Annotated in this window: 20 protein-coding genes; 11 read left to right on the top strand and 9 right to left on the bottom strand. The window is 70.1% G+C overall.

All coding sequences use genetic code 11. The features are described from left to right. Nucleotides 1-48: 48 nt before the first annotated feature. Complete coding sequence (locus BW982_RS09235; protein WP_076492535.1) at nt 49-1,071, bottom strand: LacI family DNA-binding transcriptional regulator; 1,023 nt, start codon at nt 1,069-1,071, stop codon at nt 49-51. Nucleotides 1,072-1,231: 160 nt separating this feature from the next. Here BW982_RS09235 and BW982_RS09240 point away from each other — a divergent pair, with 160 nt between their 5' ends. From BW982_RS09240 to BW982_RS09255, 4 genes are read left to right on the top strand one after another with little or no spacing between them, the layout of a single operon-like run. Then, a complete protein-coding gene (locus BW982_RS09240) occupies nt 1,232-2,527 on the top strand; it encodes an ABC transporter substrate-binding protein (RefSeq protein WP_076492537.1) in 1,296 nt (431 codons plus the stop codon). 59 nt (nt 2,528-2,586) lie between these two features. Further along, on the top strand, nt 2,587-3,492 hold the full coding sequence (locus BW982_RS09245) for a carbohydrate ABC transporter permease (protein WP_076492540.1): 906 nt from the start codon (nt 2,587-2,589) through the stop codon (nt 3,490-3,492). Between the two features lies 1 nt (nt 3,493). Beyond that, nucleotides 3,494-4,399 (top strand): carbohydrate ABC transporter permease, encoded by a 906-nt coding sequence (locus tag BW982_RS09250; protein WP_217693676.1) that lies wholly within the window; start codon nt 3,494-3,496, stop codon nt 4,397-4,399. A gap of 2 nt (nt 4,400-4,401) precedes the next feature. Next, the gene (locus tag BW982_RS09255) at nt 4,402-6,354 is read left to right on the top strand and encodes a glycoside hydrolase family 127 protein (RefSeq protein ID WP_076492543.1); all 1,953 of its coding nucleotides are present in this window, start codon (nt 4,402-4,404) and stop codon (nt 6,352-6,354) included. A 46-nt stretch (nt 6,355-6,400) separates the two neighbouring features. On the opposite strand, the gene BW982_RS09260 is transcribed toward BW982_RS09255, so the two are convergent. Next, entirely contained in the window at nt 6,401-7,600 is a 1,200-nt protein-coding gene (locus BW982_RS09260; RefSeq protein ID WP_076492546.1) for a lactonase family protein, read from the bottom strand. A gap of 1 nt (nt 7,601) precedes the next feature. Continuing rightward, on the bottom strand, nt 7,602-8,888 hold the full coding sequence (locus BW982_RS09265) for an adenylosuccinate synthase (protein ID WP_076492549.1): 1,287 nt from the start codon (nt 8,886-8,888) through the stop codon (nt 7,602-7,604). Between the two features lie 119 nt (nt 8,889-9,007). Between BW982_RS09265 and BW982_RS09270 the strand changes: the two genes are divergently transcribed. From BW982_RS09270 to BW982_RS09300, 7 genes are all read left to right on the top strand, one after another. Then, nucleotides 9,008-9,739, top strand: a complete 732-nt coding sequence (locus BW982_RS09270; protein ID WP_254845567.1) for a Pr6Pr family membrane protein — start codon at nt 9,008-9,010, stop codon at nt 9,737-9,739. Nucleotides 9,740-9,749: 10 nt separating this feature from the next. Then, nucleotides 9,750-11,192 (top strand): argininosuccinate synthase, encoded by a 1,443-nt coding sequence (gene argG / locus BW982_RS09275; protein ID WP_076492551.1) that lies wholly within the window; start codon nt 9,750-9,752, stop codon nt 11,190-11,192. Between the two features lie 302 nt (nt 11,193-11,494). Further along, nucleotides 11,495-12,103: a TetR/AcrR family transcriptional regulator gene (locus BW982_RS09280; RefSeq protein ID WP_076492553.1), complete on the top strand. Its 609-nt coding sequence runs from the start codon at nt 11,495-11,497 to the stop codon at nt 12,101-12,103. Continuing rightward, on the top strand, nt 12,100-12,714 hold the full coding sequence (locus BW982_RS09285; protein WP_076492555.1) for a hypothetical protein: 615 nt from the start codon (nt 12,100-12,102) through the stop codon (nt 12,712-12,714). Before BW982_RS09280 ends, BW982_RS09285 begins: the two co-directional genes overlap by 4 nt. After that, entirely contained in the window at nt 12,711-14,606 is a 1,896-nt protein-coding gene (locus BW982_RS09290; RefSeq protein ID WP_076492557.1) for a YhgE/Pip domain-containing protein, read from the top strand. The genes BW982_RS09285 and BW982_RS09290 overlap by 4 nt, the downstream gene beginning before the upstream one ends. Before the next feature lie 237 nt (nt 14,607-14,843). Then, nucleotides 14,844-15,386 (top strand): SRPBCC family protein, encoded by a 543-nt coding sequence (locus tag BW982_RS09295; protein ID WP_076492560.1) that lies wholly within the window; start codon nt 14,844-14,846, stop codon nt 15,384-15,386. 208 nt (nt 15,387-15,594) lie between these two features. Then, on the top strand, nt 15,595-17,556 hold the full coding sequence (locus BW982_RS09300; protein WP_076493619.1) for an MDR family MFS transporter: 1,962 nt from the start codon (nt 15,595-15,597) through the stop codon (nt 17,554-17,556). A 389-nt stretch (nt 17,557-17,945) separates the two neighbouring features. On the opposite strand, the gene mnhG is transcribed toward BW982_RS09300, so the two are convergent. From mnhG to BW982_RS09330, 6 genes are read right to left on the bottom strand one after another with little or no spacing between them, the layout of a single operon-like run. Continuing rightward, nucleotides 17,946-18,320, bottom strand: a complete 375-nt coding sequence (gene mnhG / locus BW982_RS09305; protein WP_076493621.1) for a monovalent cation/H(+) antiporter subunit G — start codon at nt 18,318-18,320, stop codon at nt 17,946-17,948. Nucleotides 18,321-18,322: 2 nt separating this feature from the next. Further along, nucleotides 18,323-18,589, bottom strand: a complete 267-nt coding sequence (locus BW982_RS09310) for an MrpF/PhaF family protein (protein WP_076492563.1) — start codon at nt 18,587-18,589, stop codon at nt 18,323-18,325. Continuing rightward, nucleotides 18,586-19,200 (bottom strand): Na+/H+ antiporter subunit E, encoded by a 615-nt coding sequence (locus tag BW982_RS09315; protein ID WP_076492565.1) that lies wholly within the window; start codon nt 19,198-19,200, stop codon nt 18,586-18,588. The genes BW982_RS09310 and BW982_RS09315 overlap by 4 nt, the downstream gene beginning before the upstream one ends. Beyond that, nucleotides 19,197-20,753, bottom strand: coding sequence for a Na+/H+ antiporter subunit D (locus tag BW982_RS09320; RefSeq protein WP_076492568.1), 1,557 nt, complete (start codon nt 20,751-20,753; stop codon nt 19,197-19,199). Before BW982_RS09320 ends, BW982_RS09315 begins: the two co-directional genes overlap by 4 nt. Further along, complete coding sequence (locus tag BW982_RS09325) at nt 20,750-21,364, bottom strand: Na(+)/H(+) antiporter subunit C (RefSeq protein ID WP_076492570.1); 615 nt, start codon at nt 21,362-21,364, stop codon at nt 20,750-20,752. Before BW982_RS09325 ends, BW982_RS09320 begins: the two co-directional genes overlap by 4 nt. Continuing rightward, nucleotides 21,361-24,294 (bottom strand): Na+/H+ antiporter subunit A, encoded by a 2,934-nt coding sequence (locus tag BW982_RS09330; protein WP_076492571.1) that lies wholly within the window; start codon nt 24,292-24,294, stop codon nt 21,361-21,363. The genes BW982_RS09325 and BW982_RS09330 overlap by 4 nt, the downstream gene beginning before the upstream one ends. Nucleotides 24,295-24,378 lie beyond the last annotated feature (84 nt).

Genomic DNA, 24,378 nt, shown 5'->3' on the forward strand with positions numbered 1-24,378 from the left:
GCTTACGTTTTCTCAATCCTTTTCGAAGATTTCGAAGGACGCGAAAACTCAGCGCCGCGCGATGGTCGATCCGCGGATGATCAACCGCACCGGCAACTGACTCGTCCCCGACTCCAGCCGCGCGCCGTCGATCGCCTCGAACACGCGCTGCGCGGCGAGCCGACCGAGACGCTGCAGGTTGGCATCCACCGTCGTGAGCGCCGGACGGGAGTTCGTCGCGAGGATCTCCCAGTTGTCGTAGCCGACCACGGCGAGGTCGTCGGGGACCGTCCGCCCGAGCTCGCGCGCCGTGTCGAGCACGCCGCGGGCGATCTGGTCGGAACCCGCGAAGATCCCGTCGATGTCGGGGTGCTGCGACAACAGCATCGCCGCCGCGTCGCGCCCCCAGTTCTCGGTCCACTCCGAGAACATCGGTTCGCCGACCAGCTCGAGGCCGGCCGCGGCGAGCCCCTCCCGGGCGCCGGCGAGGCGGTCCTTCGCGGCCGCGTACGTGGGGTCTCCGGACACGTGGGCGATGCGGGTGCGCCCGCACGAGACGAGGTGCTCGACGGCCAACCGGCCGCCCGCGCGGTTGTCCGGCACGAGGGACATGTCGCGCGGATCGTCGGACGGCGAGTACGCGTATACGACGGGCACGGGGATGTCGGGTCCGAGCGACGGCCGCGGATCCGTCGCGCGGCCGACCACGATGATCCCGTCGACGCGCCGACTCAGCAGCGCGCGCAGGTGATGCTGCTCGCGGATGGCGTCCCCGCGGGCGTCGCATAGGAAGACGTTGACCTGGCCCGCGCCGAACGCGTCCTCGGCGCCCATCAGGATCGGCAGGACGAAACGACCTTCGAGGTCGCTCGTGAGCAGGCCCACCGTCCCCGTCCGCCCGGCGACCAGCCCCCGCGCCATCGCGTTCGGGGTGAAGGACAGCTCGTCCGCGGCGAGGAGCACACGTCGCCGCGTCGCGTCGGCCACATCCTCTCGCCCGTTGAGCGCCTTGGACGCCGTCGCGATCGAGACCTGGGCGCGCTTGGCCACATCGCCGAGCGTCACCGCGCGGTTCGCCCCGTTGCCGTTCACGCTCGCCCCTTCCGAAAACCTTATCGAGATGTGTTGACCATAGCGCCTTCGCCGGATAGTGTCCCGAAATGGGTTTCGGCTTTTCGAACCCGACCCGATCACATGTGCGACAGCGGCGCCCGCCGCAGCGCTTACTCGATGAAGAGCAAGAGGAGAACCGATGAAGCTTTCCCGAAGCCGCACCGCGGTGCGGACGCTGACGGCCGCGCTCGCGGCCGGCGTCCTGGTGGGTTCGCTCGCCGCCTGTTCCGGGGGCGGCTCGACCGCAGCCCCGCAGGACATTCCGGCCACCGGCACGGATGACGGCGCGACGCTGACCCTGTGGACGCGCGCGCCCCTGGAGAAGCAGGCCAAGGACCTCGTGGCGGCCTACAACAGCACCCACAAGAACCAGGTCGAGCTCACCGTCGTCCCCAACGACGACTACGTCGCCAAGGTCGGCGCCGCCGCCGGCTCGGGCGGGCTCCCCGACCTCTTCGCCGCCGACATCGTCTACGTGCCCAACTGGGTGCAGCAAGGGCTGTTCCAGGACATCTCCACCCAGATCGACGGCCTCTCCTACAAGGACACGATCAACAAGGGCCACCTGGATGCCGGCACCCTCGACGGCAAGGAGTACGTCCTGCCGTTCGTGCTCGACCTGTCCGTGATGATGTGGAACAAGGACCTCGTGAAGGAGGCCGGTCTCGATCCCGAGAAGGCCCCCGCGACCATCGCCGACTTCGCCAAGACCGCCAAGGCCGTGCAGGCGCTGAACAAGCCCGGCGTGTCCGGCACGTCGACGGGCCTGAACTGCGGCGGCTGCCTCCTCTTCACCTGGTTCCCGTCGATCTGGGCCTCGGGCGAAGAGGTCCTCAACGCCGACGGCACGGCCTCGCTGCTGAACAACGACGCCGCCAAGGAGGTCTACTCCACCTGGAAGGACCTCGACGCCGCGGGCGCCGTCGCTCCCGGTTCGGCCGACGAGACCGGCGCCACCTGGGTCGCGGGCTTCCAGGAGGGCAAGGTCGGCATCATGCCCTTCCCCGCCACGCTCCTCTCGGGCCTGAAGTTCGACGCCGGCGTCTCGGGCATCCCGGGCGTCGAGGGCGGTGAGTCCACGTTCGTCGGCGGTGACGGCATCGGCATCTCCAAGGACTCGAAGCAGTCCGCACAGGCCTGGAACTTCCTGTCGTGGCTGACGTCCGAGGACGCTCAGGTCGGCGTCCTCGCCAAGGGCGGCAGCACGGTCGCACGCTCCGACCTCGCGAACAACGAGTACTCCGCGAAGGACCCGCGTCAGGTCGCGATCAACGAGGTCGCGGGCAAGGGCAAGACGCCCGTCGCGCTCAACTTCCAGCAGGCGTTCAACGCGCCCGGCAGCCCGTGGCTGACGCTGGTGCGCAACGCCGTGCTCAACGGCACGAACACCGTCGACGCCGACAACGACGAGATCACTGCGGTCCTGGCCCAGTGAGTCCCGGTGGGGCGTCGTCCACGCGGCGACGCCCCACACCCCCCTTCGGAAGGAATGACGTGGCCCTCTCCACACCCCTCCGGCGGAAGCGTTACGCACGCTCCGCCCTCGGCGGCCCGCTCCAGGGCTGGCTCTACGCCGCCCCGACGGCGCTGTTCGTCGTCGCGCTGTTCATCATCCCCCTGCTGCTGGTACTGCAGATGTCGGGCTCGGAGTGGCCGCTGCTGCGCGGGAACATGGGCCCGAACTTCCCCGAGAACTTCGTGGATGCCGTGAACCACCGACTCTTCTGGGAGTCGATCCGCTTCACGCTGCTGTACACGGTGATCACGACGGTCCTGTTGATCGGGCTCGGCCTGGGGCTTGCGCTGCTCGTCCAGGAATCCAGCCGCTGGAAGGGGTTCCTCCGCACCGCCTTCCTCCTCCCGAGCGCCCTCGGCCTGGCCTCGGCATCCCTGCTCTTCTACGTGCTCTACTCCCCCATCGCCGGCCCCTTCGCGGGTCTCATGCAGTCGTGGGGGATCACCTTCCTCGGCTCGCCCGAGGGCGCCCTGTGGTCGACGGTGTTCCTCATCGTGTGGCGCTTCGCCGGCTTCTACATGCTCCTGCTGCTCGTCGGCCTCCAGGGCATCCCGGAGGAGCTCTACGAGGCGGCGCGGATCGACGGAGCGTCGCGCGGACAGATCTTCCGCGACATCACGGTGCCGCTGCTGCGCCCCACCTTCGCCCTCACGACCGTCATGTGCGTGACCGGCTCGCTGCTGGCGTTCGACCAGTTCTACATCCTGACCAAGGGCGGACCCGACAACAGCACGATGACGGTCGTCCAGCTCATCTACAACATCGCCTTCCAGGGCCAGAACAGCCTCGGCATCGCCGCCGCGCTGTCGGTGATCATCCTGATCGCCCTGGTGGTCATCAACGTCGTGCAGCTGCGCGCGTTCCGTCGCCCCGAGGAGGCCTGACGTGGCTCTGACAGACACCCCGGCCCGCCCCGCGACCCTGAGCACCCGCGCGATCGTCGCGCCGGGATCCACCGGGCGTCGCCGCTCGCGGGGACCCCTGCTCTGGGGGCTGCCCTCGAAGATCTTCACCGGCGCGCTGGCCATCATCTTCCTGTACCCGCTCGTGTGGACGGGTGTGGCATCCGTCAGCCCCCAGGCGGGCACGAGCCAGAACGACGGCTGGGGCTTCGGCAACTACGCCACCCTCGCCAACTTCCAGTCCGGTATCTGGGTGTACCTCGGCAACTCGCTCTTCGTGTCCCTGCTGACGGTCGCGCTCACCCTGCTGGTCTCGTTCTTCGGCGGGTACGCGTTCGCGCGCTTCTCGTTCCCGGGCAAGAACCTGCTGTTCCTGCTGGTGCTGGCGATCCTGATGGTGCCGTACGCGACACTGCTCATCCCGCTCTACGTGATCCTGAACGCGGTGGGACTGCAGAACTCGCTCGTGGGCGTCGCGCTGGTGCTGACGATGTTCCAGCTCCCGTTCTCGATGTTCATGATGCGCATCTCGTTCGAGTCCGTTCCGCGCGAACTCGACGAGGCGGCCCTCGTCGACGGCTGCACGAGCTTCTCCGCCCTGCGCCGCGTGCTGCTCCCCGCGGTCAAGCCCGGCCTGATCACGGTGGGTCTGTTCGCCTTCCTCACCGCGTGGAACGACTTCATCGCCCCCCTGATCCTCATCAACGACCAGTCGAAGATCACGCTGCCGTTGGCGGTCGCCAACCTCCGCGGCCAGACGATGGGCGTCATCGACTACGGCGTCACCGAAGCCGGCGTCGTCGTCCTCGCGCTGCCGTGCATCGTCCTGTTCCTGATCCTCCAACGCCACTACGTGCGCGGCTTCATGTCCGGCGCCTTCAAGGGATGACCATGTCCACCACCCTCCCCTCCCGTCCGCTCGACGTCGCCCCGCCGTCCACCGTGATCGCCCCCGTCGTCCCTCCCCGCTCCGCCCTGCGTCCCCTCGGACTCGGCGAGGTCCGTATCACCGGCGGGTTCTGGGGTGAGCGCCAGCGCGTGAACGCCGCCCACACCCTCGCCCACATCCTCGACCGGCTCGAATCCGAGGGATGGCTGCCGAACTTCGACCTGGCCGCCGCGGGCGGCCTGCCGGAGGGGCGCCGCGGGCGCGAGTTCTCGGACTCCGAGATCTACAAGTTCCTCGAGGCCGCCGCGTGGGAGATCGGCCGCTCCGACGATGCCGACCTGGAGCGCACATTCCGCGCCGTCGTCGCCCGCGTGGCCGCCGCGCAGGAGGACGACGGGTACCTGAACACCGAGTTCGGCCGCCCCGGTCAGCAACCCCGTTGGTCCGACCTGGAATGGGGGCACGAGCTGTACTGCCTCGGGCATCTGTTCCAGGCGGCCGTGGCCCGCGAGCGGACACGGCCGGGCGCCGACGACGGGCTGCTGACGATCGCCCGCCGCGCCGCCGACCTCGTGTGCGACGTCTTCGGGCCCGACGGCATCCCGGCCTTCTGCGGCCACCCCGAGATCGAGACCGCCCTGGCCGAGCTCTCCCGCCTCACCGGCGAACCGCGCTACGGCCGGCAGGCGGCGCTGTTCGTCTCGCGCCGCGGTCACGAGACGCTCCGCGACATCGAGTGGGGTCGCACCTACTTCCAGGACGACGTGCCGGTGCGCGACGCCGAGGCGCTCAGCGGCCACGCGGTGCGGGCCAACTACCTCGCCGCGGGTGCCGTGGATGTCGCCGTCGACAGCGGCGACGACGCGCTGCTCGAGTCCCTCCGCCGTCAGTGGGGGCGGACGCGCGGCCGCCGGACGTACATCACGGGCGGTCAGGGCTCGCACCACCAGGACGAGGCGTTCGGCGTCGACTGGGAGCTGCCGCCGGACCGCGCCTACTCCGAGACCTGTGCGGGGATCGCCTCGGTGATGTTCTCGTGGCGCCTGCTGCTCAACGACGGCGACGCGTCGTACGCCGACCTCATCGAGCGCACCCTCTACAACGTGATCGCGACCTCGCCCGCCGCGGACGGGCGCAGCTTCTTCTACGCCAACACCCTGCACCAGCGGGTGCCCGGCGTGGTCGCCGACCCCGACGGCACCTCCCCGCGCGCGTCGTCGTCGCTGCGGGCGCCGTGGTTCGAGGTGTCGTGCTGCCCGCCGAACCTCGCGCGCACCCTCGCGAGCCTCGACGCGTACATCGCGACGGCGGATGCCGACGGCATCCAGCTCCACCAGTACGCGCCCGCGGAGATCCGGACGGTGCTCGACGACGGCAGGCCGGTCTCGCTCGACGTCGAGACCGTGTACCCCGCGGACGGCACGATCCGCGTCACGGTGAACGACGATTCGGCGGGCGAGTGGACGCTGTCGCTCCGTGTGCCGCAGTGGGCGGAGGGCGCGCACGTCGCCATCCGTTCGGGCGGAGAGCTGATCGACACGCATGCCGTGGCGCCGGGGATCGCCCGCGTGCGACGGGCGTTCCGGACGGGGGACGTCGTCGAACTGGAACTGCCCATGGCGCCGCGCGTCGTCGCCCCCGATCCGCGGATCGACGCGGTGCGCGGGTGCATCGCCGTCGAACGCGGCCCCGAGGTGCTGGCACTGGAGTCCGCGGACGTCTCGGGGATCGACGACGTCGGCGACGTGTGCCTCGTCGGGGAGCCCGCTCCGTTCGAGCGCGACGGGCGGGTGTGGATCCGTGTCGGCCATCGCGTCGTCCCGTCGGAGACCTGGCCCTACCGGGAGTCGACCGCACCCGAGGTCGCGGACGCCGATGCCGTCCCGCTCGTGGCCTATCACGACTGGGGCAACCGCGGCCCCTCCACGATGCGGGTGTGGATCCCCACGTCGTGACCCGCATGACGGCGCCTCACCTTCGGGTGGGGCGCCGTCGTCGGTCTCAGCGCATCGGCAGCAGGCGCGTCGGCGAAGGGGACGCCGTGCGGTGGCGCACGCGGCCCGGCACACCCGTGCGGGCGTCGAGCGGGAGCGACACGATCTCGTCGGCGAGCTGACCGGCCACCAGCAGCGTGTCGTTCACCACGACGTGGTGTCGCGGCCAATGCGTTCCGGCCTCGGCGAGCGCGGTCAGCTGCAGCGCCTCGCCCGCGCCACGGACCGACAGGACGCCGATCGTGTCGCTGCCGCGCACTCCGGCGTAGAGCGTCGCACCGTCACGACTCGTGCACAGTTCGGCGGCGGTGTCTCCGTCGAGGGTGCCGAGCAGAGGCTCGCCCGACAGGACACGCCACCGCCCCTCGGCATCCGGGGTGAGGACGAACACCTCGCGACTGAGCTCGGTCACGACGTAGAGGTGGCCGGACGGATGCCAGACCCCGTGCCGCGGGCCGCTGCCCTTCGGCAGCGCCACTTCCTGCACGAGGCGCAGACCGGCGCCGCTCGAACGCCAGAACCGCACGAGGTCCAGGCCCATGTCGGTCGTGGCGAGGAGCCCTCTCGGGAGGACGATCGTCTCGTGCGCGCGGGAGACGCGTGCCCCCGCGGCCGCCTCCTCGGACTCGGCGTCGGTATCGGGAACGGCGTCGTACTCGGGGACGAGGTGCCCGAACTCCTCGCCCACCGCCTCGCGCAACGCGCGGGCCGCGGCGGCGAGGTCGGGGACCACCGCGCCCGACACGGCGGCGCCGGTGTCGAGGGCGAAGGGGGCGTCGGTGGACCCGTACGGGTCGCCCGCCGCCGCGGCGATCACGGGCGAAGACGGTCGGCCCGCGGCATCCAACGAGATGCGCACCACGCGACCGTCGCCCCAGCAGCTGGCGACGAGGAACGATCCGTCGGGCGCGACCGCGACGTGGCACACGGCCTCGCCGGCGGGCACCGGCGCGCCGAGCGGAGCGAGGCTCGTCTCTCCGGTGCGGCGGTACGCCTGCACCGTGCCCTCCGCCTCGAGGGCGGCGTACAGCACGTCGAGCTGGGGGTGCACCGCGACCCACGACGGCGAACCCGGGGCGGCGGCGGCCGTCCCCACCATGCCGAGGGGCCCGGACGCCCACACCGAGTCGGCGTCACCGGCCTGCAGGATGCCGATTCCCTCGGCCGACCCGGCGTCGGGGGCGTAGGCGCCGACCCAGAACCGCACGTCAGTCGATCAGGTCGTGACGGACGATGACCTGGTCGCGTGCGGGCCCGACGCCGATGACCGAGATCCGCGTGCCGCTCATCTCCTCGAGCGCGAGGACGTAGTCCTGCGCCGTCTGCGGCAGCTCGTCGAACGTGCGCGCGGTGGAGATGTCTTCGCTCCACCCGGGCAGGTACTCGAGGATCGGCTTGGCGTGGTGGAAGTCGGTCTGGTTGACCGGCAGGTCGTCGTACCGCTCGCCGTCGACGTCGTAGGCGACGCAGACCGGGATCTGCTCGAGACCGCCGAGGATGTCGAGCTTCGTGAGCACCAGGTCGGTGATGCCGTTGATGCGCGTGGCGTAGCGCGTGATCGGAGCGTCGTACCAGCCCACGCGGCGGGGACGGCCCGTGGTGGTGCCGAACTCGAAGCCGCGCGAGCGCAGCCATTCGCCGCTCTCGTCGAACAGTTCGGTCGGGAAGGGACCGGAACCGACGCGGGTCGTGTACGCCTTCACGATGCCGACGATGCGGTCGAGGCGGTTGGGTCCGACGCCCGAACCGGTGGCCGCGCCCCCGGCCGTCGCCGACGACGACGTGACGAACGGGTAGGTGCCGTGATCGACGTCGAGCATCGTGGCCTGGCCGCCCTCGAAGACGACGACGTCACCGGCATCCAGCGCGTCGTTCAGGAGCAGCGAGGTGTCGCTGACCATGGGCGCCACGCGGTCCGCGTAGGAGAGGAGGTCTTCGACGACCTCGTCGGCGGTGATCGCCCGGCGGTTGAAGATCTTCACCAGCAGGTGGTTCTTCTGGTCGAGGGCGCCCTCGACCTTCTGCCGGAGGATGTTCTCGTCGAAGAGGTCCTGCACGCGGATGCCGACGCGGTTGATCTTGTCGGCGTACGCGGGACCGATGCCCCGGCCGGTCGTGCCGATCATCCGCTTGCCGAGGAAGCGCTCGGTGACCTTGTCGAGCGTGCGGTGGTACTGCGTGATGATGTGCGCGTTCGCGCTGATCTTGAGGCGACTGGTGTCGAGCCCGCGGGCGTTGAGCGCCTCGAGCTCGTTGAACAGCACCTCGAGGTCGACCACGACGCCGTTGCCGATGACGGGGGTGACGCCCGGCGAGAGGATGCCACTGGGCAGCAGGTGCAGGGCGTACTTCTCGTCGCCGATGACGACGGTGTGGCCGGCGTTGTTGCCGCCGTTGAACTTCACCACCCAGTCGGTGCGCTCACCGAGCAAGTCGGTGGCCTTGCCCTTGCCTTCGTCGCCCCACTGGACGCCGACGATCACGATTCCGGGCATGTGCGCTCCTCGCGTGTTATCCGGCGGTACACCCCATCCTATCGAGCGGTCCGACAGCACCCCGGCGGGGTTGTCCACAAGCCCACCCGGCGGCGTGGCGGCGTCACTACTCTGAGCGCATGTTCCGCTCCCGTTCCTGGGCGACCGGTTGGACCGCCCTCCGCCTCGCGATGGCCGCGCTCGTCGCCGCGGCGATCATCGCCCAGTTCGTGTCCTCCGTCGCCGGCGCCGTCGACAACGGGCGCGACGTGCTCACCATCGTGACCAACTTCTTCAGCTTCTTCACGATCCTCTCCAACACGGCGAGCGTGGGAGTGCTGGCGTGGGCCGGCATCCGGTTCCTCGCGCGCGGACGCCGCACCGAGCCCGACCCGCTCCCGCTGGCCGCGGCGCTGGCGTGGGTCTCGACGTACATGGTGATCACCGGCGTCGTGTACAACCTGCTCCTGCGCGGGCTTCCGCTGCAGCCCGAGACGGTGGCGTGGTCGAACGAGGTCATGCACGTCTGGGGTCCGCTGTTCCTCCTGCTCGACCTGTTCCTCGGACCGTGCCGCCGACGCCTGCCGTGGAGAGCAGCGCTCGGTGCGGCGATCTTCCCGATCGCGTGGATCGTCTACACGCTGCTGCGCGCGAACTTCATCACCAACCCGACGACCGGGCAGCCCTACTGGTACCCGTACCCCTTCCTCAACCCGTACGAGAGCAGCTGGGGCAGCGTCATCGGCTACATCATCGGCATCGCCGTGACGATCATCGTCGCCGCCGTCGGCGCCGTCGCGCTCGGACGCGCGCGGGGGTCGGCCGCCCCGACCGATCCCCGCGTTTCGAGGCCCGGCGCCCGTCACGAATAGAATCGAGCGCATGTCCAAGGTCCTGCAGTCCCTTCCCGTCGGCGAGCGCGTCGGCATCGCCTTCTCGGGTGGTCTCGACACCTCGGTGGCCGTCGCGTGGATGCGCGACAAGGGTGCCGTGCCCTGCACGTACACCGGCGACCTCGGCCAGTACGACGAAGACGACATCGCGTCGATCCCGGGCCGCGCCACGCAGTACGGCGCCGAGATCTCGCGCCTGGTCGACTGCAAGACGGCGCTCGTCGAAGAGGGCTTCGTCGCCCTCGCGTGCGGCGCGTTCCACATCCGCTCGGGCGGACGCACGTACTTCAACACCACGCCGCTCGGTCGCGCCGTCACCGGCACCCTCCTCGTCCGCGCGATGAAGGAGGACGGCGTCGACATCTGGGGCGACGGCTCCACCTACAAGGGCAACGACATCGAGCGGTTCTACCGCTACGGCCTGCTCGCCAACCCCGCGCTGCGCATCTACAAGCCGTGGCTCGACGCCGACTTCGTCACCGAGCTCGGCGGCCGCAAAGAGATGAGCGAATGGCTCGTCGCCCACGACTTCCCCTACCGCGACAGCGCCGAGAAGGCGTACTCGACGGATGCCAACATCTGGGGCGCCACGCACGAGGCCAAGACCCTCGAGCACCTCGACGTGTCGCTCGAGATCGTCGAGCCCATCATGGGTGTCCGCTTCTGGGACCCCGCGGTCGAGATCGAGACCGAAGACGTGACCGTCACCTTCGAGGCCGGTCGTCCCGTCGCCATCAACGGCACGCGCTTCGACGACCCGGTCGCGCTGGTCCGCGAGGCGAACACGATCGGCGGCCGCCACGGCCTCGGCATGAGCGATCAGATCGAGAACCGCATCATCGAGGCGAAGTCGCGCGGCATCTACGAGGCCCCGGGCATGGCGCTGCTGTTCCTCACGTACGAGCGCCTGGTCAACAGCATCCTCAACGAGGACACCCTCGCGACCTACCACGAGCAGGGTCGCCGCCTCGGCCGCCTCATGTACGAGGGTCGCTGGCTCGAGCCGCAGTCCCTCATGCTGCGCGAGTCGATCCAGAAGTGGGTCGGGTCCACGATCACCGGCTCGGTCACCGTGCGTCTGCGCCGCGGCGAGGACTACACGATCCTCGACACCGTGGCATCCGGAATGTCGTACTCGCCCGAGAAGCTGTCGATGGAGCGCGTCGGCGACGCCGCGTTCGGCCCCGTCGACCGCATCGGCCAGCTCACGATGCGCAACCTCGACATCGCCGACTCGCGCGCCCGTCTCGAGCAGTACGCGAGCCTCGGGCTGATCGGCGGGCCGACCGGCGAGCTCGTCGGCGACGTCGCCGCTGGCGGTGCCCGCGAGATCATCGAGCCCGCCGCTCCGCTGTCGGCCGAGGGCGAGCGCCTCGCCGACGCGACGGACGCCGCCGGCGAGTCCGCCGCGTTCGACTCCGGCACCGACTGACGCGGGCTCCCGCGCTCCCTCGACGCCGCCCCGCCGTTTCGGTCGGGCGGCGTCGTGCTGGGCGCGTGGGTCCCGTGCTGCGCGCCCGCCGCCGCGCACCGCGATGCCCTCGCCGCCGTGTGCCGTGCGCCGTGCGTCGTGCGTCGCGCGTCATTTCACGTGAACTGGTCGAGATCACCCGTCATGCCGCGCCACCGCGGGTGATCTCGGCCGTTTCGCGTGAAATGGGCCCCCGAACCAGGGCGCAGGCGGAGGAAGAAAGTGCACACGCAAGTGCAAGTTGTGGCGTACACTGAGGTTCCGTGTCCACACCCGCCCGCCGCCGTGACGCCGTCGAGAACCGCGCCGGCATCGTCGATGCCGCCACCGCGGCGATCGGCCACGACCCGCACGCCTCGATCGCCGCGATCGCCGCCCGCGCCGGGCTGTCCCGCCGCGCCCTGTACGGACACTTCGACGACCGCAACGCGATCGTCCGCGAGGTGATCGCGGCCGGAGCAGCGCGCTTCAACGCCATCGCCGACCGTATCGACGACTCCGACTCCCGCCTCGCGCTCGCCCGGCTCGCGTCCGAGCTGTGGCGCGAGGCCGCGCACGTTCAGGCCTCGGCAGCCCTCGCCCTCGACGACGCGCACCTGCCCGAGACGTCCGCCGCCCTGGCGCCGCTCCGCCGCCGCATCGATGCGATCGTCCGTCGCGGACAGGACTCCGGCGAACTGCGCACCGACCTCCCCGCCCCGACCCTGTCGCGCCTACTCGAAGAGACCGGTCGCATGGTGATCGCGCGAGTGGATGCCGAATCCACCAGCGCCCGCGCGATCGCGGTGACCGCCGTCCTCGGAATCGCCGGTCTTTCGTGGACCGAAGCGCGCGAACTGCTGGATCAGAACCCCGACCTGGAGACGCCATGAAGATCGTGCTCGACGCGGTCGCGAAAGGACGGGCGCAGCGCGCCCTCCCCGAGACCTCCACCTCGTACGAGACCGGACGGGCGACCCTCGCGGTCGCCGAGACCGAGCAGCGACCCACCGTTCTCGGGCTGGTCGCCTCCGCTCGGATGAAGATCGACAGCGGATCGGTCACGATCGACGGACGCGCCGACGCCGGTGCCATCCGCCGCCGCGTCGCCCTCGTCGACGCCCCCGTCGTCTCGGAGCCGGAGCCGAACGTCACCGTCACCGGTGTCGTCGCCGAAGAGCTCATGTTCGCCGGTCACGCGCCCACGCCGTTCGCCGCGCAGCGCTGGCTCGAAGGGCTGGGGCTCGAGTCATTGGCATCCCTGCCGATCGGCAACGTCGACGCCGCCGCGCGGATCCGGCTGCTGCTGGAACTCGCGGCGCTGCGGAAAGACGTCGAAGGGCTCGTGCTCGTCGCACCCGACCGGCACGGTGGCGAGCCGGCCGCCTGGTGGCGCATCGCGGAGGAGTTCGCCGAGCGCGGGTACGCCGTGCTCGTCATCGCGGGCCACGCCTCGCGCACGGCACTCGACGCCCTCGACACCGAGAAGGAGGAGGTCCGGTGAAGATCCCCCAGATGATCACGGCGGAGCTGCGCCGCCTCACCTCCACGCGCATGTCGGTCATCGCGCTCGTGGCGCTCCTGGCCGTGCCGATCCTCTACGGCGGCCTGTACCTCTGGGCCAACCAGGACCCCTACGGCAATCTCTCGCACGTCCCCGTGGCCCTCGTGGTCGACGACACGGGCGCCGAGATCAACGGCGAGCAGCGCAACCTCGGTGACGAGGCCGCCGATCAGCTCCTCGACAGTGACACGTTCGAGTGGCACCGGGTCGACGCCGACCAGGCCTCGACCGGACTCGAACGCGGCGACTTCGACTTCATCGTGACGCTCCCCGCCGACTTCAGCGACGCCGTCGCCTCGCTTTCGAGCGACTCCCCGCGGCAGGCGTCGATCGAGCTGCGCACGAACGACGCGAACAACTACCTCGCCTCCACGATCGGCTCGCAAGCCGTCGCGCGCATCCAGGCCTCGGTGGCGAAGAAGGTCACCGACGAGGCCGGTCTCACGCTCCTCGACGCGCTGCACACCATCCGGGTGAACCTGGTGGATGCCACGACCGGGGCGACACAGCTCGTCGACGGCCTCGGCACCGCGAAGTCGGGGTCGACGCAGCTGGCTTCCGGCTCGGCGCAGCTCGCCGACGGGACGGCGAAGCTCTCCGACGGTGCCGCACAGTTGCGCGACGGCACCGCGCAGCTGCGCGACGGCTCGGCGCAGGTCGCCGACGGTGCGCAGCAGGTGGCGGGTGGGGTCGACCGCATCGACTCCGCCGCGCGCCAGGTGGGCACGATCGCCGACGATGCCGCCGCCCAGCTGCCGCAGGCCCGCGCCGACATCGCGAAGGCCCTCGCCGACGCCGGTCTCGATCAGCAGCGGATCGACGAGATCCTCTCCCGCCTCGACCCGGTCGGCGACCGCCTCCAGGCCGCGAACACCCGGGTACAGGAGACCGTCCAGCAGATCAACACCCTCGACGACGGGGCGCGTCAGGTCGCCGCCGGCAGCGCCCAGGTGGCATCCGGAGCGTCCACCGCGGCCGATGGTGCGTCCGCCCTCGCCGACGGCGCCGCATCCGCCGCCACGGGCGCCGCCCAGCTGCGCGACGGCGCGGCACAGCTCGACAGCGGCCTCGGGCAGCTGTCGGACGGCGCGACGCAGCTGCGCGACGGCCTCGCGTCGGGCGTGCAGCAGATCCCCGACTCCGACGACCAGACGCGGCAGGCGCAGGCCGACACGATCTCCGATCCCGTGAGCGTCGGGTCGACGTCGGTCACCAAGGCGCAGAACTACGGCGCCGGCCTCGCCCCCTTCTTCGCGGCCCTGGCCGGCTGGATCGGCATCTACGCGCTGTTCCTCATCGTGAAGCCGGTCTCCAAGCGGGCGGTGACGGCGCTGCGTTCGCCGTTCCGCGTGACGCTCGCGGGCTGGCTGACCCCCGCCGGTCTCGGCGCGGTGCAGATGGTGGGACTGTTCACGGTGCTCGCCGTCGCTCTGCAGTTCTCGTTCGCGAACCCGTGGGCCGCCCTCGGCATCCTGCTGTTCGCCTCGGCGACGTACGCGGCGATCGTGCTCGCGTTGAACGTGTGGCTCGGGTCGGTGGGGCAGTTCCTGGGCCTCGTGCTGATGGTCTTGCAGTTGGTGACGGCCGGCGGCACGTTCCCGTGGCAGACCCTCCCCGGGCCGCTCGCGGCGCTTCACCACGTGCTGCCCATGGGGTACGTCGTGGATGCCATGCGCCAGGTGATGTACGGAGGCGACATCAGCCGCGTGGGGACGGACCTGCTGGTGCTCGGCGCGTGGATGGTCGGCGGGGTGCTGCTCGCGGCGATCGGCGTGACCCGGATGACGCACCACCGGACGCTCCGCGACCTGCAGCCGAGCCTGATCGGCTGAGTCAGCGGCGCCGGGGGCGCGGCGTGCGGCTCCCCCGCTGTGCCGCGGCGTGGCCGGGCGGGGCGGCGTGCGCGCGCTCGCGCGACCTCCCTCGCGATAAACGGCATCGGCGGCGAGAAACGGGACGTCCCGTCGTTTCTCGTGGCGGATGCCGTTTGTCGATGCTGCGGAGCGGTGGCCGTGCGCCGAGACGGGTCGCGACGTAGGGTCGGGGCACGACGATCACGGAGGGATGCCATGGCCGCCCGCAACACCCGCCTGATGCGCTGCACGCCCGACGACCTGTTCGCGGTGCTCGCGGACGGCTGGCTCTACCCGGTGTGGGTGGTCGGGGCGGCGCGCATGCGCGACGTCGACCGCGAATGGCCGCGGGAGGGTGCGCGCATCCACCACTCGCTCGGCGTCTGGCCGCTGATGATCCACGACACCACCGAGATGGTCGAGTGGGACCCGCCGCGGCGCGTTCGCCTGCGCCCGAAAGCCGGGCTGCTCGGTCGCGGCGTCATCCGGTTCGACGTACGCCCGCACGGGGACGGCATCGCCGTGACGATCGCCGAAGAGCCCGTCTCGGGGCTGCCGGCGGTGCTCCCCGGCATCCTGTGGCGACCGCTGCTGGTGCTCCGCAACCACGAGTGCCTCAACCGGCTCGCGTTCCTCGCCGAGGGCCGCCGCGAGGAGCGGGAAGCGGGCGAACTCGAGGCACGGCCGGCGACCCCCGACCCCGCCGAGGGCGCGGCGTCGCCCCAGGCCGAGAGCGACGCACGGGAATCGGATATCTGAACCTGCGGCAAACGGGAATGCGCAGCCGTTCGGCACCCTTATAGTTGACAAAACACAACTTCTTTCCGGTGCCGGCGACGCCCGTTCGCCCCGCCTTCCCCGCCGCGTATGACCCTTCACGCGGCACTTTCTGTTCGGCCCCTCTCTGTATCGAGGAAACGTGACCACTGCTGCCGTGTCGACCCCGACCACCCGAAGCACCCCGGTGATGACTCACCGCCAGATCCTGTTCGTCATCTTCGGGCTCATGGCGGGTATGTTCCTGTCCGCGCTCGACCAGACCGTCGTCGGCACCGCGATCCGCACGATCGGCGACGACCTCAACGGCCTCAGCCAGCAGGCGTGGGTGACCACCGCCTATCTGATCGTGTCCACCATCGCGACGCCCATCTACGGCAAGCTCTCCGACATCTTCGGTCGCCGTCCGCTCTTCATCATCGCCATCGTGATCTTCATCGTCGGATCGATCGCCGCGAGCTTCTCGACCTCGATGATCGAGCTCTCCGCGTTCCGCGCCATCCAGGGCCTCGGCGCCGGTGGCCTCATGTCGATGCCGCTCGCCATCATGGGCGACATCCTCGCCCCGCGCGAGCGCGCCAAGTATCAGGGCTACTTCCTCGCCGTCTTCGGTATCTCCTCGGTGATCGGCCCGCTCGTGGGTGGCCTGTTCGCCGGCGCACCGGAGATCCTCTTCCTGGCCGGCTGGCGCTGGGTGTTCCTCATCAACGTGCCGATCGGCCTCGTCGCGCTCGCGATCGTGCTGCGGTTCCTGCACATCCCTCGCCACCCGCACGGCGCCGTGCGCATCGACTGGTTCGGCGCGATGGCCGTCATCATCGCCCTCGTGCCCCTGCTGCTCGTCGCGGAGCAGGGCCGCGAATGGGGCTGGACCTCGCCCATCGCCATCGCGTGCTACATCATCGGCGGCCTCGGCATCCTCGCCTTCATCCTGATCGAGCGCAGCATGGGGGACGACGCGCTGATCCCGCTGAAGCTCTTCCGCTCCTCGACCTTCTCGATGGCGACGATCATCGGCGTGTTCGTCGGCTTCGCGATGTTCGGCGCCATGCTCACGCTGCCGCTGTACCTGCAGCTCGTGCTCGGCTCCTCGCCGACCGAGAGCGGTTTCCAGCTGCTGCCGATGATCCTGGGCCTCATGATCTCGTCGATCGTCAGCGGCCAGATCATCGCGCGCACCGGTCATTACCGCATCTTCCCGACCATCGGCACGGCGTTCATGGCGCTCGGCTTCTTCACGCTGACCTTCGTGCGCTACGACACGTCGTACTGGCAGATCGCGGGAGCGATGCTCCTGATCGGCCTCGGTCTCGGTCAGCTGATGCAGACGCTCACGATCGCGTCGCAGAACTCCGTCGGTCCGCGCGACATCGGCGTGGCCACCTCGGGATCGACGTTCTTCCGCCAGATCGGTGGAACGCTCGGAACCGCGGTGCTGCTGTCGCTGCTGTTCACGCTCGTGCCGCTGAACCTGCAGACGAACTTCAAGGATCAGGCCACGCTGTCCGACGCGCTGGACGCCGCCCTCGACCCGACCGTCGCAACCGCACCGGCCAACGCCGGCATCATGTCGAAGGTCTACGACCCGTTCGTCGCGAAGCTCACCGACGGTGCGCTCAGCGGCGCGCAGCAGGGCGTCGAGCAGGCCAAGACCGCCGCGGCCGACGCCGTGGCGCAGCAGGTCGCGGCCGGCACGATCCCCGCGGCAGCTCAAGCGCAGGTGACCGCGGCCGCACAGGAGCAGGCGATCCAGCAGGCGGCCGCCGCGATCCAGCAGCAGTTGCCCGTGGCGAAGGTCGCCTCCGATGGGACGGTCACCCTCGACTTCTCGGATGCCACGGCCCGCCGCGCGTTCGTCGACCAGGCCGTTCCGCAGATCATCGACGGCATGTCGAACTCGTCGGATACCTCGTTCGACAACAGCACGATGGACGACACGTCGTTCCTGAACGGCGCCGACCCGCGTCTGACGAAGCCGCTGCTGGTCTCCTTCAACCAGTCGAGCATCAGCGTGTACTGGGTCGCGATGGGCGTGGCGCTGATCGCGTTCGTGCTGACCCTCTTCTTCCGCACGCCGCCGCTGCGCCAGAAGTCGGCTCTGCAGGAATCGGCCGACGCCGCCCGCCACGCGGAGCCCATCGCGCTCGGCTGAGCCCGCGGCTGCGGCTGCGCGCGCTGCGAGGGGTGTGGATGCGGCTGCGGGGTTTGCGCGATAAACGCGATCGGCGGGGAGAAACGGTACGCGAAGCCGTTTCCACCCGCCGATCGCGTTTATCGGTGTGATGCAGCGCGATCTGCGGCGCGGCGCCGCGGTGCGGTGCGGTGCCGCAGAGCACCGCGGCCCGCACGGCGCGGCGCGGTCTCGGCCCCGGTCCCGTCTCGCGGGAAAGCGCCGCGATAAACGGCATCCACGGCGATAAACGGCGGGAGAAGCCGTGTCTGGGCGCGAATCGCGTTTATCGCCAAAGGTGGGGCACAACCCCCGACGCAGCCGCAACGCGCCCCGACGGCGGCCTCACCCGCCCCCGCGGACGCGGCGCTTCAGCTCTCGGGGCGTGAGGGGGCGGCGATCGAGCCGCCCTCTTCGGTGCGGTGCTGCAGGTCGTCGACGTAGAGGCCCGGCTCGTCCATCGTGCGGTTGCGGTACGCGGCGCGACCGACCATGTGGGCGGCGAGGGGCGCCGTCGCGAACTGGATGAGGACGATCGGGATGCCGAAGGCCAGCGCCTCCCACGTGCGCACCGACAGCACGACGGCGGTGACGATCAGCAGCACACCGAGCACTTGCGGCTTGGTCGCCGCGTGCAGGCGGGTGGGGACATCGGCCCAGCGGAGGAGGCCGATGGTCGCCGTGAGGCACAGCACCGCACCGATCAGCACCAGTACGAGTGCGACGACGTCGAGCACGGATTCCAGGGTCACCGCGGGTTCTCCTTCCGCGCGACGAAGCGGGCGACGGCGATGGAGCCGAACACACCCACCGCAGCGATGATGAGCATCGCGGGGAGCGACCGCGTGTGGTGATTGATCACCATGTCGGCACCCAGGATGCAGATCACCTCGGTCAGCAGCACATCGGCGGCGACCGCCCGGTCGAGGATCGACGGGCCGATGACGAGCCGGATGAGAGCCAGCACCGCAGCCACGGCGAAGACGACCAGGATCACGACGATGAGAGCGGTCATAGCGGGGTCCGTCCGTCGCGGGGCGTCTCGGCGCCGAGGTGCTCATGGTCCTCGGCATCCGCGATCTGCCGACGGAGGTCCACGAGCTGCGCGCGCGACCCGACCGCGCGCGTGATGCGCGCCTCCCACCCCAGCACGACGCGGCGCTGGTGTTCGGCGTCCGCATCGCTGCGAATCCCGATGGTGTGGAGGAACAGCGTGCGCCCCTCGCGGTCGACGTCGACGATCAGGGAACCGGGGATCAAGGATGCCGTGACCGCCGTGTGCGCCATGATCACGTCGTCGTCGACACGGAGGGGGACGGCGATGATGGCGGCGCCGGGCGCGCGACGGAAGTCGAGGACCTGCCACGCCACGACCAGCGAGCCGCGCACGACGGCGGCGAAGAACGTCACGACGAAGACGAGGCCGTACCAGAGGTTCAACCGCCCGGACAGGTCCACCGGCGGGAGGCGGAACACGCGGGTCACGAAGATCGCCGCGCCGACACCGGTCACGAAGGCGAGCCAGGTGAACTGCCCCCACAGCAGCATCCACAGGGCGACCAGCACGAGGAAGAACGGCAGCTGGTGCAGGAAGAAGCCGACCTGCGAACGACGCGAGGGGCTCATCGCTCCGCCCCCTGGTCCTGCAACTGGACGAGGGTGATGCCGTCGGTGATCCGTTCACCCGCGCGCAAGCAGACGTCGAGCAGGGGACCTGCGAAGACGGTCAGCGCGACGGTGACGGCCACCATCCCCGCCGTCGCCGCGGTCATGATGCGCGGGATCGTCCGGCGCTCGGTCGAGATCGCGGCCGCGGGGGCGTTGCCGAGGTAGGCGATGCGCTCGAGCGTCTCGGTGGAGTCGTTCTCCTCGCGCCAGAACGACAGGTTCCAGGCGCGCATCAGGGCGTACAGCGTCAGGATCGATGTGGCTATGCCGCCGACGATCAGCACCATCATCACGGGCGTGCCCACCTGGGCGGCGGCGTCGAACAGCGCGTACTTGCCGATGAATCCCGAGAACGGGGGCAGTCCGCCCAGGTTCACGGCCGGGATGAAGTACAGCACGGCGAGCAGCGGGGCCGCGCGCATGAGCCCCTTGACCTTGAGGATCGACGTGCTGCCCGCCCGACGTTCGATGAGGCCGACGGCGAGGAACAGCGTCGTCTGCACGATGATGTGGTGGACGATGTAGTAGATCGTCGCCCCCACGGCGAGCGGGGTGTTGATCGCGAGTCCGAAGATCATGTAGCCGATGTGGCTGACGAGCGTGAACGACAGGATGCGCTTGAGCTCGGCCTGTGCGACGGCGCCCAGGATGCCGACGATCATCGTCGCGAGGGCGACCATCATCAGCACGAAGTTCAGGTCGTTGTCGACGAACAGCTGCGTCTCGGTGCGGATGATCGCGTAGACGCCGACCTTGGTCAGCAGGCCCGCGAACACCGCCGTGACAGGGGCGGGGGCGGTCGGGTACGAGTCGGGCAGCCAGAACGACAGCGGGAAGACGGCCGCCTTGATCGCGAAAGCGAGCAGCAGCATGAGGTGCAGGATCGTCTGCACGTCCTGCGGGAGCTGCGCCATCCGTTCGCTGATCTGCACCATGTTGACCGTGCCGAGCGCGCCGTAGACCATCGCGATCGCGGCGAGGAACAGGATCGACGACACCAGCGACACGACGATGTACACGACGCCGGTACGGATCCGCGACTCCGTGCTGCCGAGCGTGATGAGCACGTAAGACGCGACGAGCAGGATCTCGAAGCCGACGTAGAGGTTGAACAGGTCGCCGGCGATGAAGGCGTTGAAGATCCCCGCGCCGAGGATCAGGTACGCCGGGTAGAAGATCGAGACGGGCGTGTCCTCGTCGTTGTCGGCAGCTCCCTGGCCGATCGAGAAGAGGAGGACCGCGAGCAGCACGATCGCCGTGACCACGACGAGCAGCGCCGCGAGCACGTCGACGTACAGGACGATGCCGAGGGGGATCTGCCACCCCGCGATCGCCACCGCGATCGGCCCGTTCGTGTCGACGGCGACGAGCAGGATCGCCCCGAGCACCAGCACGGTCGCGAGCGAGACGACCGAGACCGCGATCTGCGTCTTCTTACGCCGACCGAAGATGAGGTTGATCGCGGCACCGATGAGGGGGATGCCGACGAGCAGGGGGACCAGGGCGCTCACGAGCGATCACCGTCTTCCGGGTCGCGGGTGTCGTCGTCGGAGGGGTCGGAACCCTCGGGGTGCCGGGTGTCGCCCTGCGGCCGGTCGCGCCCGACCGCCACACGATCGACCGGGGCGTCGTCGATCAGCTGCGACAGGTCGCCCTGGTGCAGCACGCGGATCGGTGAGACCGCGTCGCCGACGAAGTCGGTCGTGACGTCTTCGTCGTCGGAGCGGGACTCCTCGTCCATGGCGTCCTCGGCCTCGGATGCCGTGCGCTCGCGCAGCGCGACGTCGTCGGCGTCGTCGATCACGGTGTCGGCCTGACCGAGCTGCCAGGAGCGGTAGATCAGTGCCAGCAGGAACGCGGAGATGCCGAAGGTGATGACGATCGCCGTGAGCGCGAGGGCCTGGGGCAGGGCGTCCGACATGTCCGCGGCATCCGTCGTCCCCCCGTCGTAGAACGGGGCGATCTTGGGCTGGCCCATGACGATCAGCAGAAGGAGGTTGGCCGCGTTCCCGAGCAGCAGGAAGCCGATGAGCACGCGCGTGAGGCTGCGTTCGAGCATCGCGTACACCCCGCACGCGAACAGCACCGCCATCACGACGATGAGGACGAACGACACGCTCACGGCACCGTCACCGCCTCGGTGTCGGCGGCGTCCTTGGACTGCCGGTCGACCTCGGCGCCGAGGCTGCGGAGCACGTCGAGCACGAGCCCGATCACCACCAGATACACGCCGATGTCGAAGATCGTGCTGGTGACGAACTCCCAGTGCCCGATGAGAGGAAGCTCCCCCTCGAACGTGAAGCTCTGCAGCGGCGCGAAGCCGAAGAACAGCGGCACGATCGCACACAGCACCGCGAGGGCCATCCCGGCTCCGAGCAGGCGCCCGGCGTCGGTGGGAGCTGCGGCGCCGAGCTCCCAACGGCCGCCGGCGATGTAGCGCATGACGAGACCCATGCCCGCGACGAGGCCGCCGGCGAAGCCGCCGCCGGGGAGGTTGTGCCCGGCGAAGAGCAGGTAGAGCGAGATGAGCATGATCGCGTGGAAGAGCACGCGGATGATGATCTCCATCAGGATCGAGCGGTTCTCGGGCTGCACCTTCGAACCCGAGATGAGCCAGGCACGTGGGGCGTCGGCCTCGCCGGCACGCTGGTCGCGGACGCCGCTGTCGGTCTCGATGAGCGGTCGGCGTCGGCCGAGGCCCACGCGGCTGCGCGCGGTTCCCGAGCGTCGGCGCGACAGGTTGTCGCTGCGGTCGGTGATGAACACGAGGGATGCCACGCCCGTGGCCGCGAGGATGAGCACGGACAGCTCGCCCATCGTGTCCCATCCGCGCAGGTCGACCAGCGCGACGTTGACGACGTTGCGCCCGTGGCCGATCTCGTACGCCAGCGCGGGCCACTCGAGGGAGATCGGGGCGTCCTGCCGGGCGCCGGTGGCGACGACGGCGACGAGCGCCATCGTCAGCCCGACGCCGACGCCGAGCGCGGCGCGCGCGAGCGGCGCCACCGAGGCGTTGTGCTCCCCCATGCGCGCGGGCAGGCGCCGCAGCACGAGCGCGAACACGACGAGGGTGATGGTCTCGATCAGCACCTGCGTGAGGGCGAGGTCGGGCGCGCCGCTCGTGGCGAAGAGCACCACCATGCCGAGACCGGTCACCGACACCAGCGCGACGCCCGTGAACCGCTTGGGGGCGCGGACCGCGAGGATCCCGGCCGCGATCATGACGGGCGCGGCCAGCAGCTGGGCCGGCGACTGCCACGCGTCGAGCTGCGCGCGCCACTCGTCGGATGCCAGGAGCGCGGTGCCCTCGGCCACCACGAGCACGACGAAGATCGTCCCGACGTAGAACGGGAGGGAGCCGCGCTGGAACCGCGCGGTCGTCCACTCGGACGAGCGGTCGATGCCGCGCAGGGCGAGGTTGTAGACGTCGTTCGCGGTGAAGGGGAGCATCCGCTTGCGGCGGTGCAGCTGCGTGCGACGCACCAGCCAGAAGATGCCGGCGCCGAGTGCGAGGGTGCCGAGCGAGAGGAACAGTGCGGGCTCGAGACCGTGCCAGAGCGCGAGGTGGTAGGGGTACTCCGGCGCCGGGACGCCGGCGGTCGCCTCGGGCACGGTGTCGGCGTAGGGCGCGAGCCAGCCGTCGACCACCGGGGCGAGGAAGCCGAGCGAGAGCGACGCCGCCGCCAGGAGCACAGGCGAGGCGAGGAAGCCGATGGGCGGGTCGGGCCACTCGGTGCGCGCGACGGAGCGCTTCGTCCAGAACGCCCCCCACAGGAACCGGATGCCGTACCCCGCCGTCAGCGCGGAACCGGCGACCACGCCCACGAGCGCGACGACACCCCAGGCGGCGCCCGAGGTGGCTTCGTGCCAGAGGGCCGTGAGCGCCGTCTCCTTCGCGACGAAGCCGAGGGTCGGGATCACACCCGCCATGGAGGCGATCGAGATGAACGCCGCGGTCGCCATGACCGGCGCCTGCCGCCCGAGACCGGAGAGCTCGCCGATGTCACGCGTGGAGAGCTGCCGGTCGATGACGCCGACGATGAGGAAGAGGCACGACTTGAACAGCGCGTGGCTCAGGAGCAGCGCGACACCGGCGAGGGCGGCATCCCGGGTTCCGTAGCCGAGCATGACCGTGAGGAAACCGAGCTGGCTCACCGTGCCGAAGGCGAGGATGCGCTTGAGGTCGCGTTCGCGCAGGGCCTGGAAGCCGCCGAGCAGCATCGTGAACACGCCGAGCGCGATGAGCGTGGGGCGCCAGAAGGGGGTGTCGGCGAAGCCGGGTGCCAGGCGCGCGATCAGGTAGATGCCCGCCTTCACCATCGCCGCGGCGTGGAGGTACGCGCTGACCGGGGTCGGCGCGGCCATGGCACCGGGGAGCCAGAAGTGGAACGGGAAGATCGCGGACTTGCTGAGGGCGCCGACCAGCAGCAGCAGCACCGCGACGTCGACCACCGGGCCCATCGGCGGCGCCGCGAGGATCGTCGACAGGCTCGTCGTACCGGACTGCACGACGAGGAGGACGACGCCGATCAGCATGACGAGCCCGCCGAGGGTCGTCACCAGGAGCGCCTGCAGCGCCGCGCGTCGGCTGGCCGCACGGCCGTGGTAGTAGCCGATGAGCAGGTACGACAGCACGCTGGTGATTTCCCACAGCATGATCAGCACGACGATGTCGTCGGTGAGCACGAGCCCGTACATCGCTCCGGCGAACGCGAGCAGGACGGCCGAGAACTGTCCGACGCCCTGCGTCTTGCCGCGGAAGTACCAGCGGCAGTAGAGCATCACGAGCGCGCCGACGCCGGTGACGACGAGCGTCAGGAGCCACCCCAGGACGTCCATCCGCATCGAGAGCGAGACGCCGAGACCGGGGATCCAGTTGTATTCCTCGAAGGGAATGCCGCCGGCCAGCACGGTCGGCGCGAGCGCGATCGCGTGAGCGAAGGCGAGGGCGGGGAGGACCGCGGCGACGTAGAAGGCGCGGGCGCCGATCTTCGCCACGAGGAAGGGCAGAAGGATCGGGACGAGGGCGAAGGCGCCGAGGAATGCCAGCACGAGAAGGCCTCCTCGGGGTCGACGGGCTGATGCCCGGGCTCTCGGGGTGTCGGATCTATTCTACCCGGAGCATTCGTCTCCCCG

This window comes from Microbacterium sp. RURRCA19A, assembly GCF_900156455.1.
Taxonomy (GTDB): domain Bacteria; phylum Actinomycetota; class Actinomycetes; order Actinomycetales; family Microbacteriaceae; genus Microbacterium.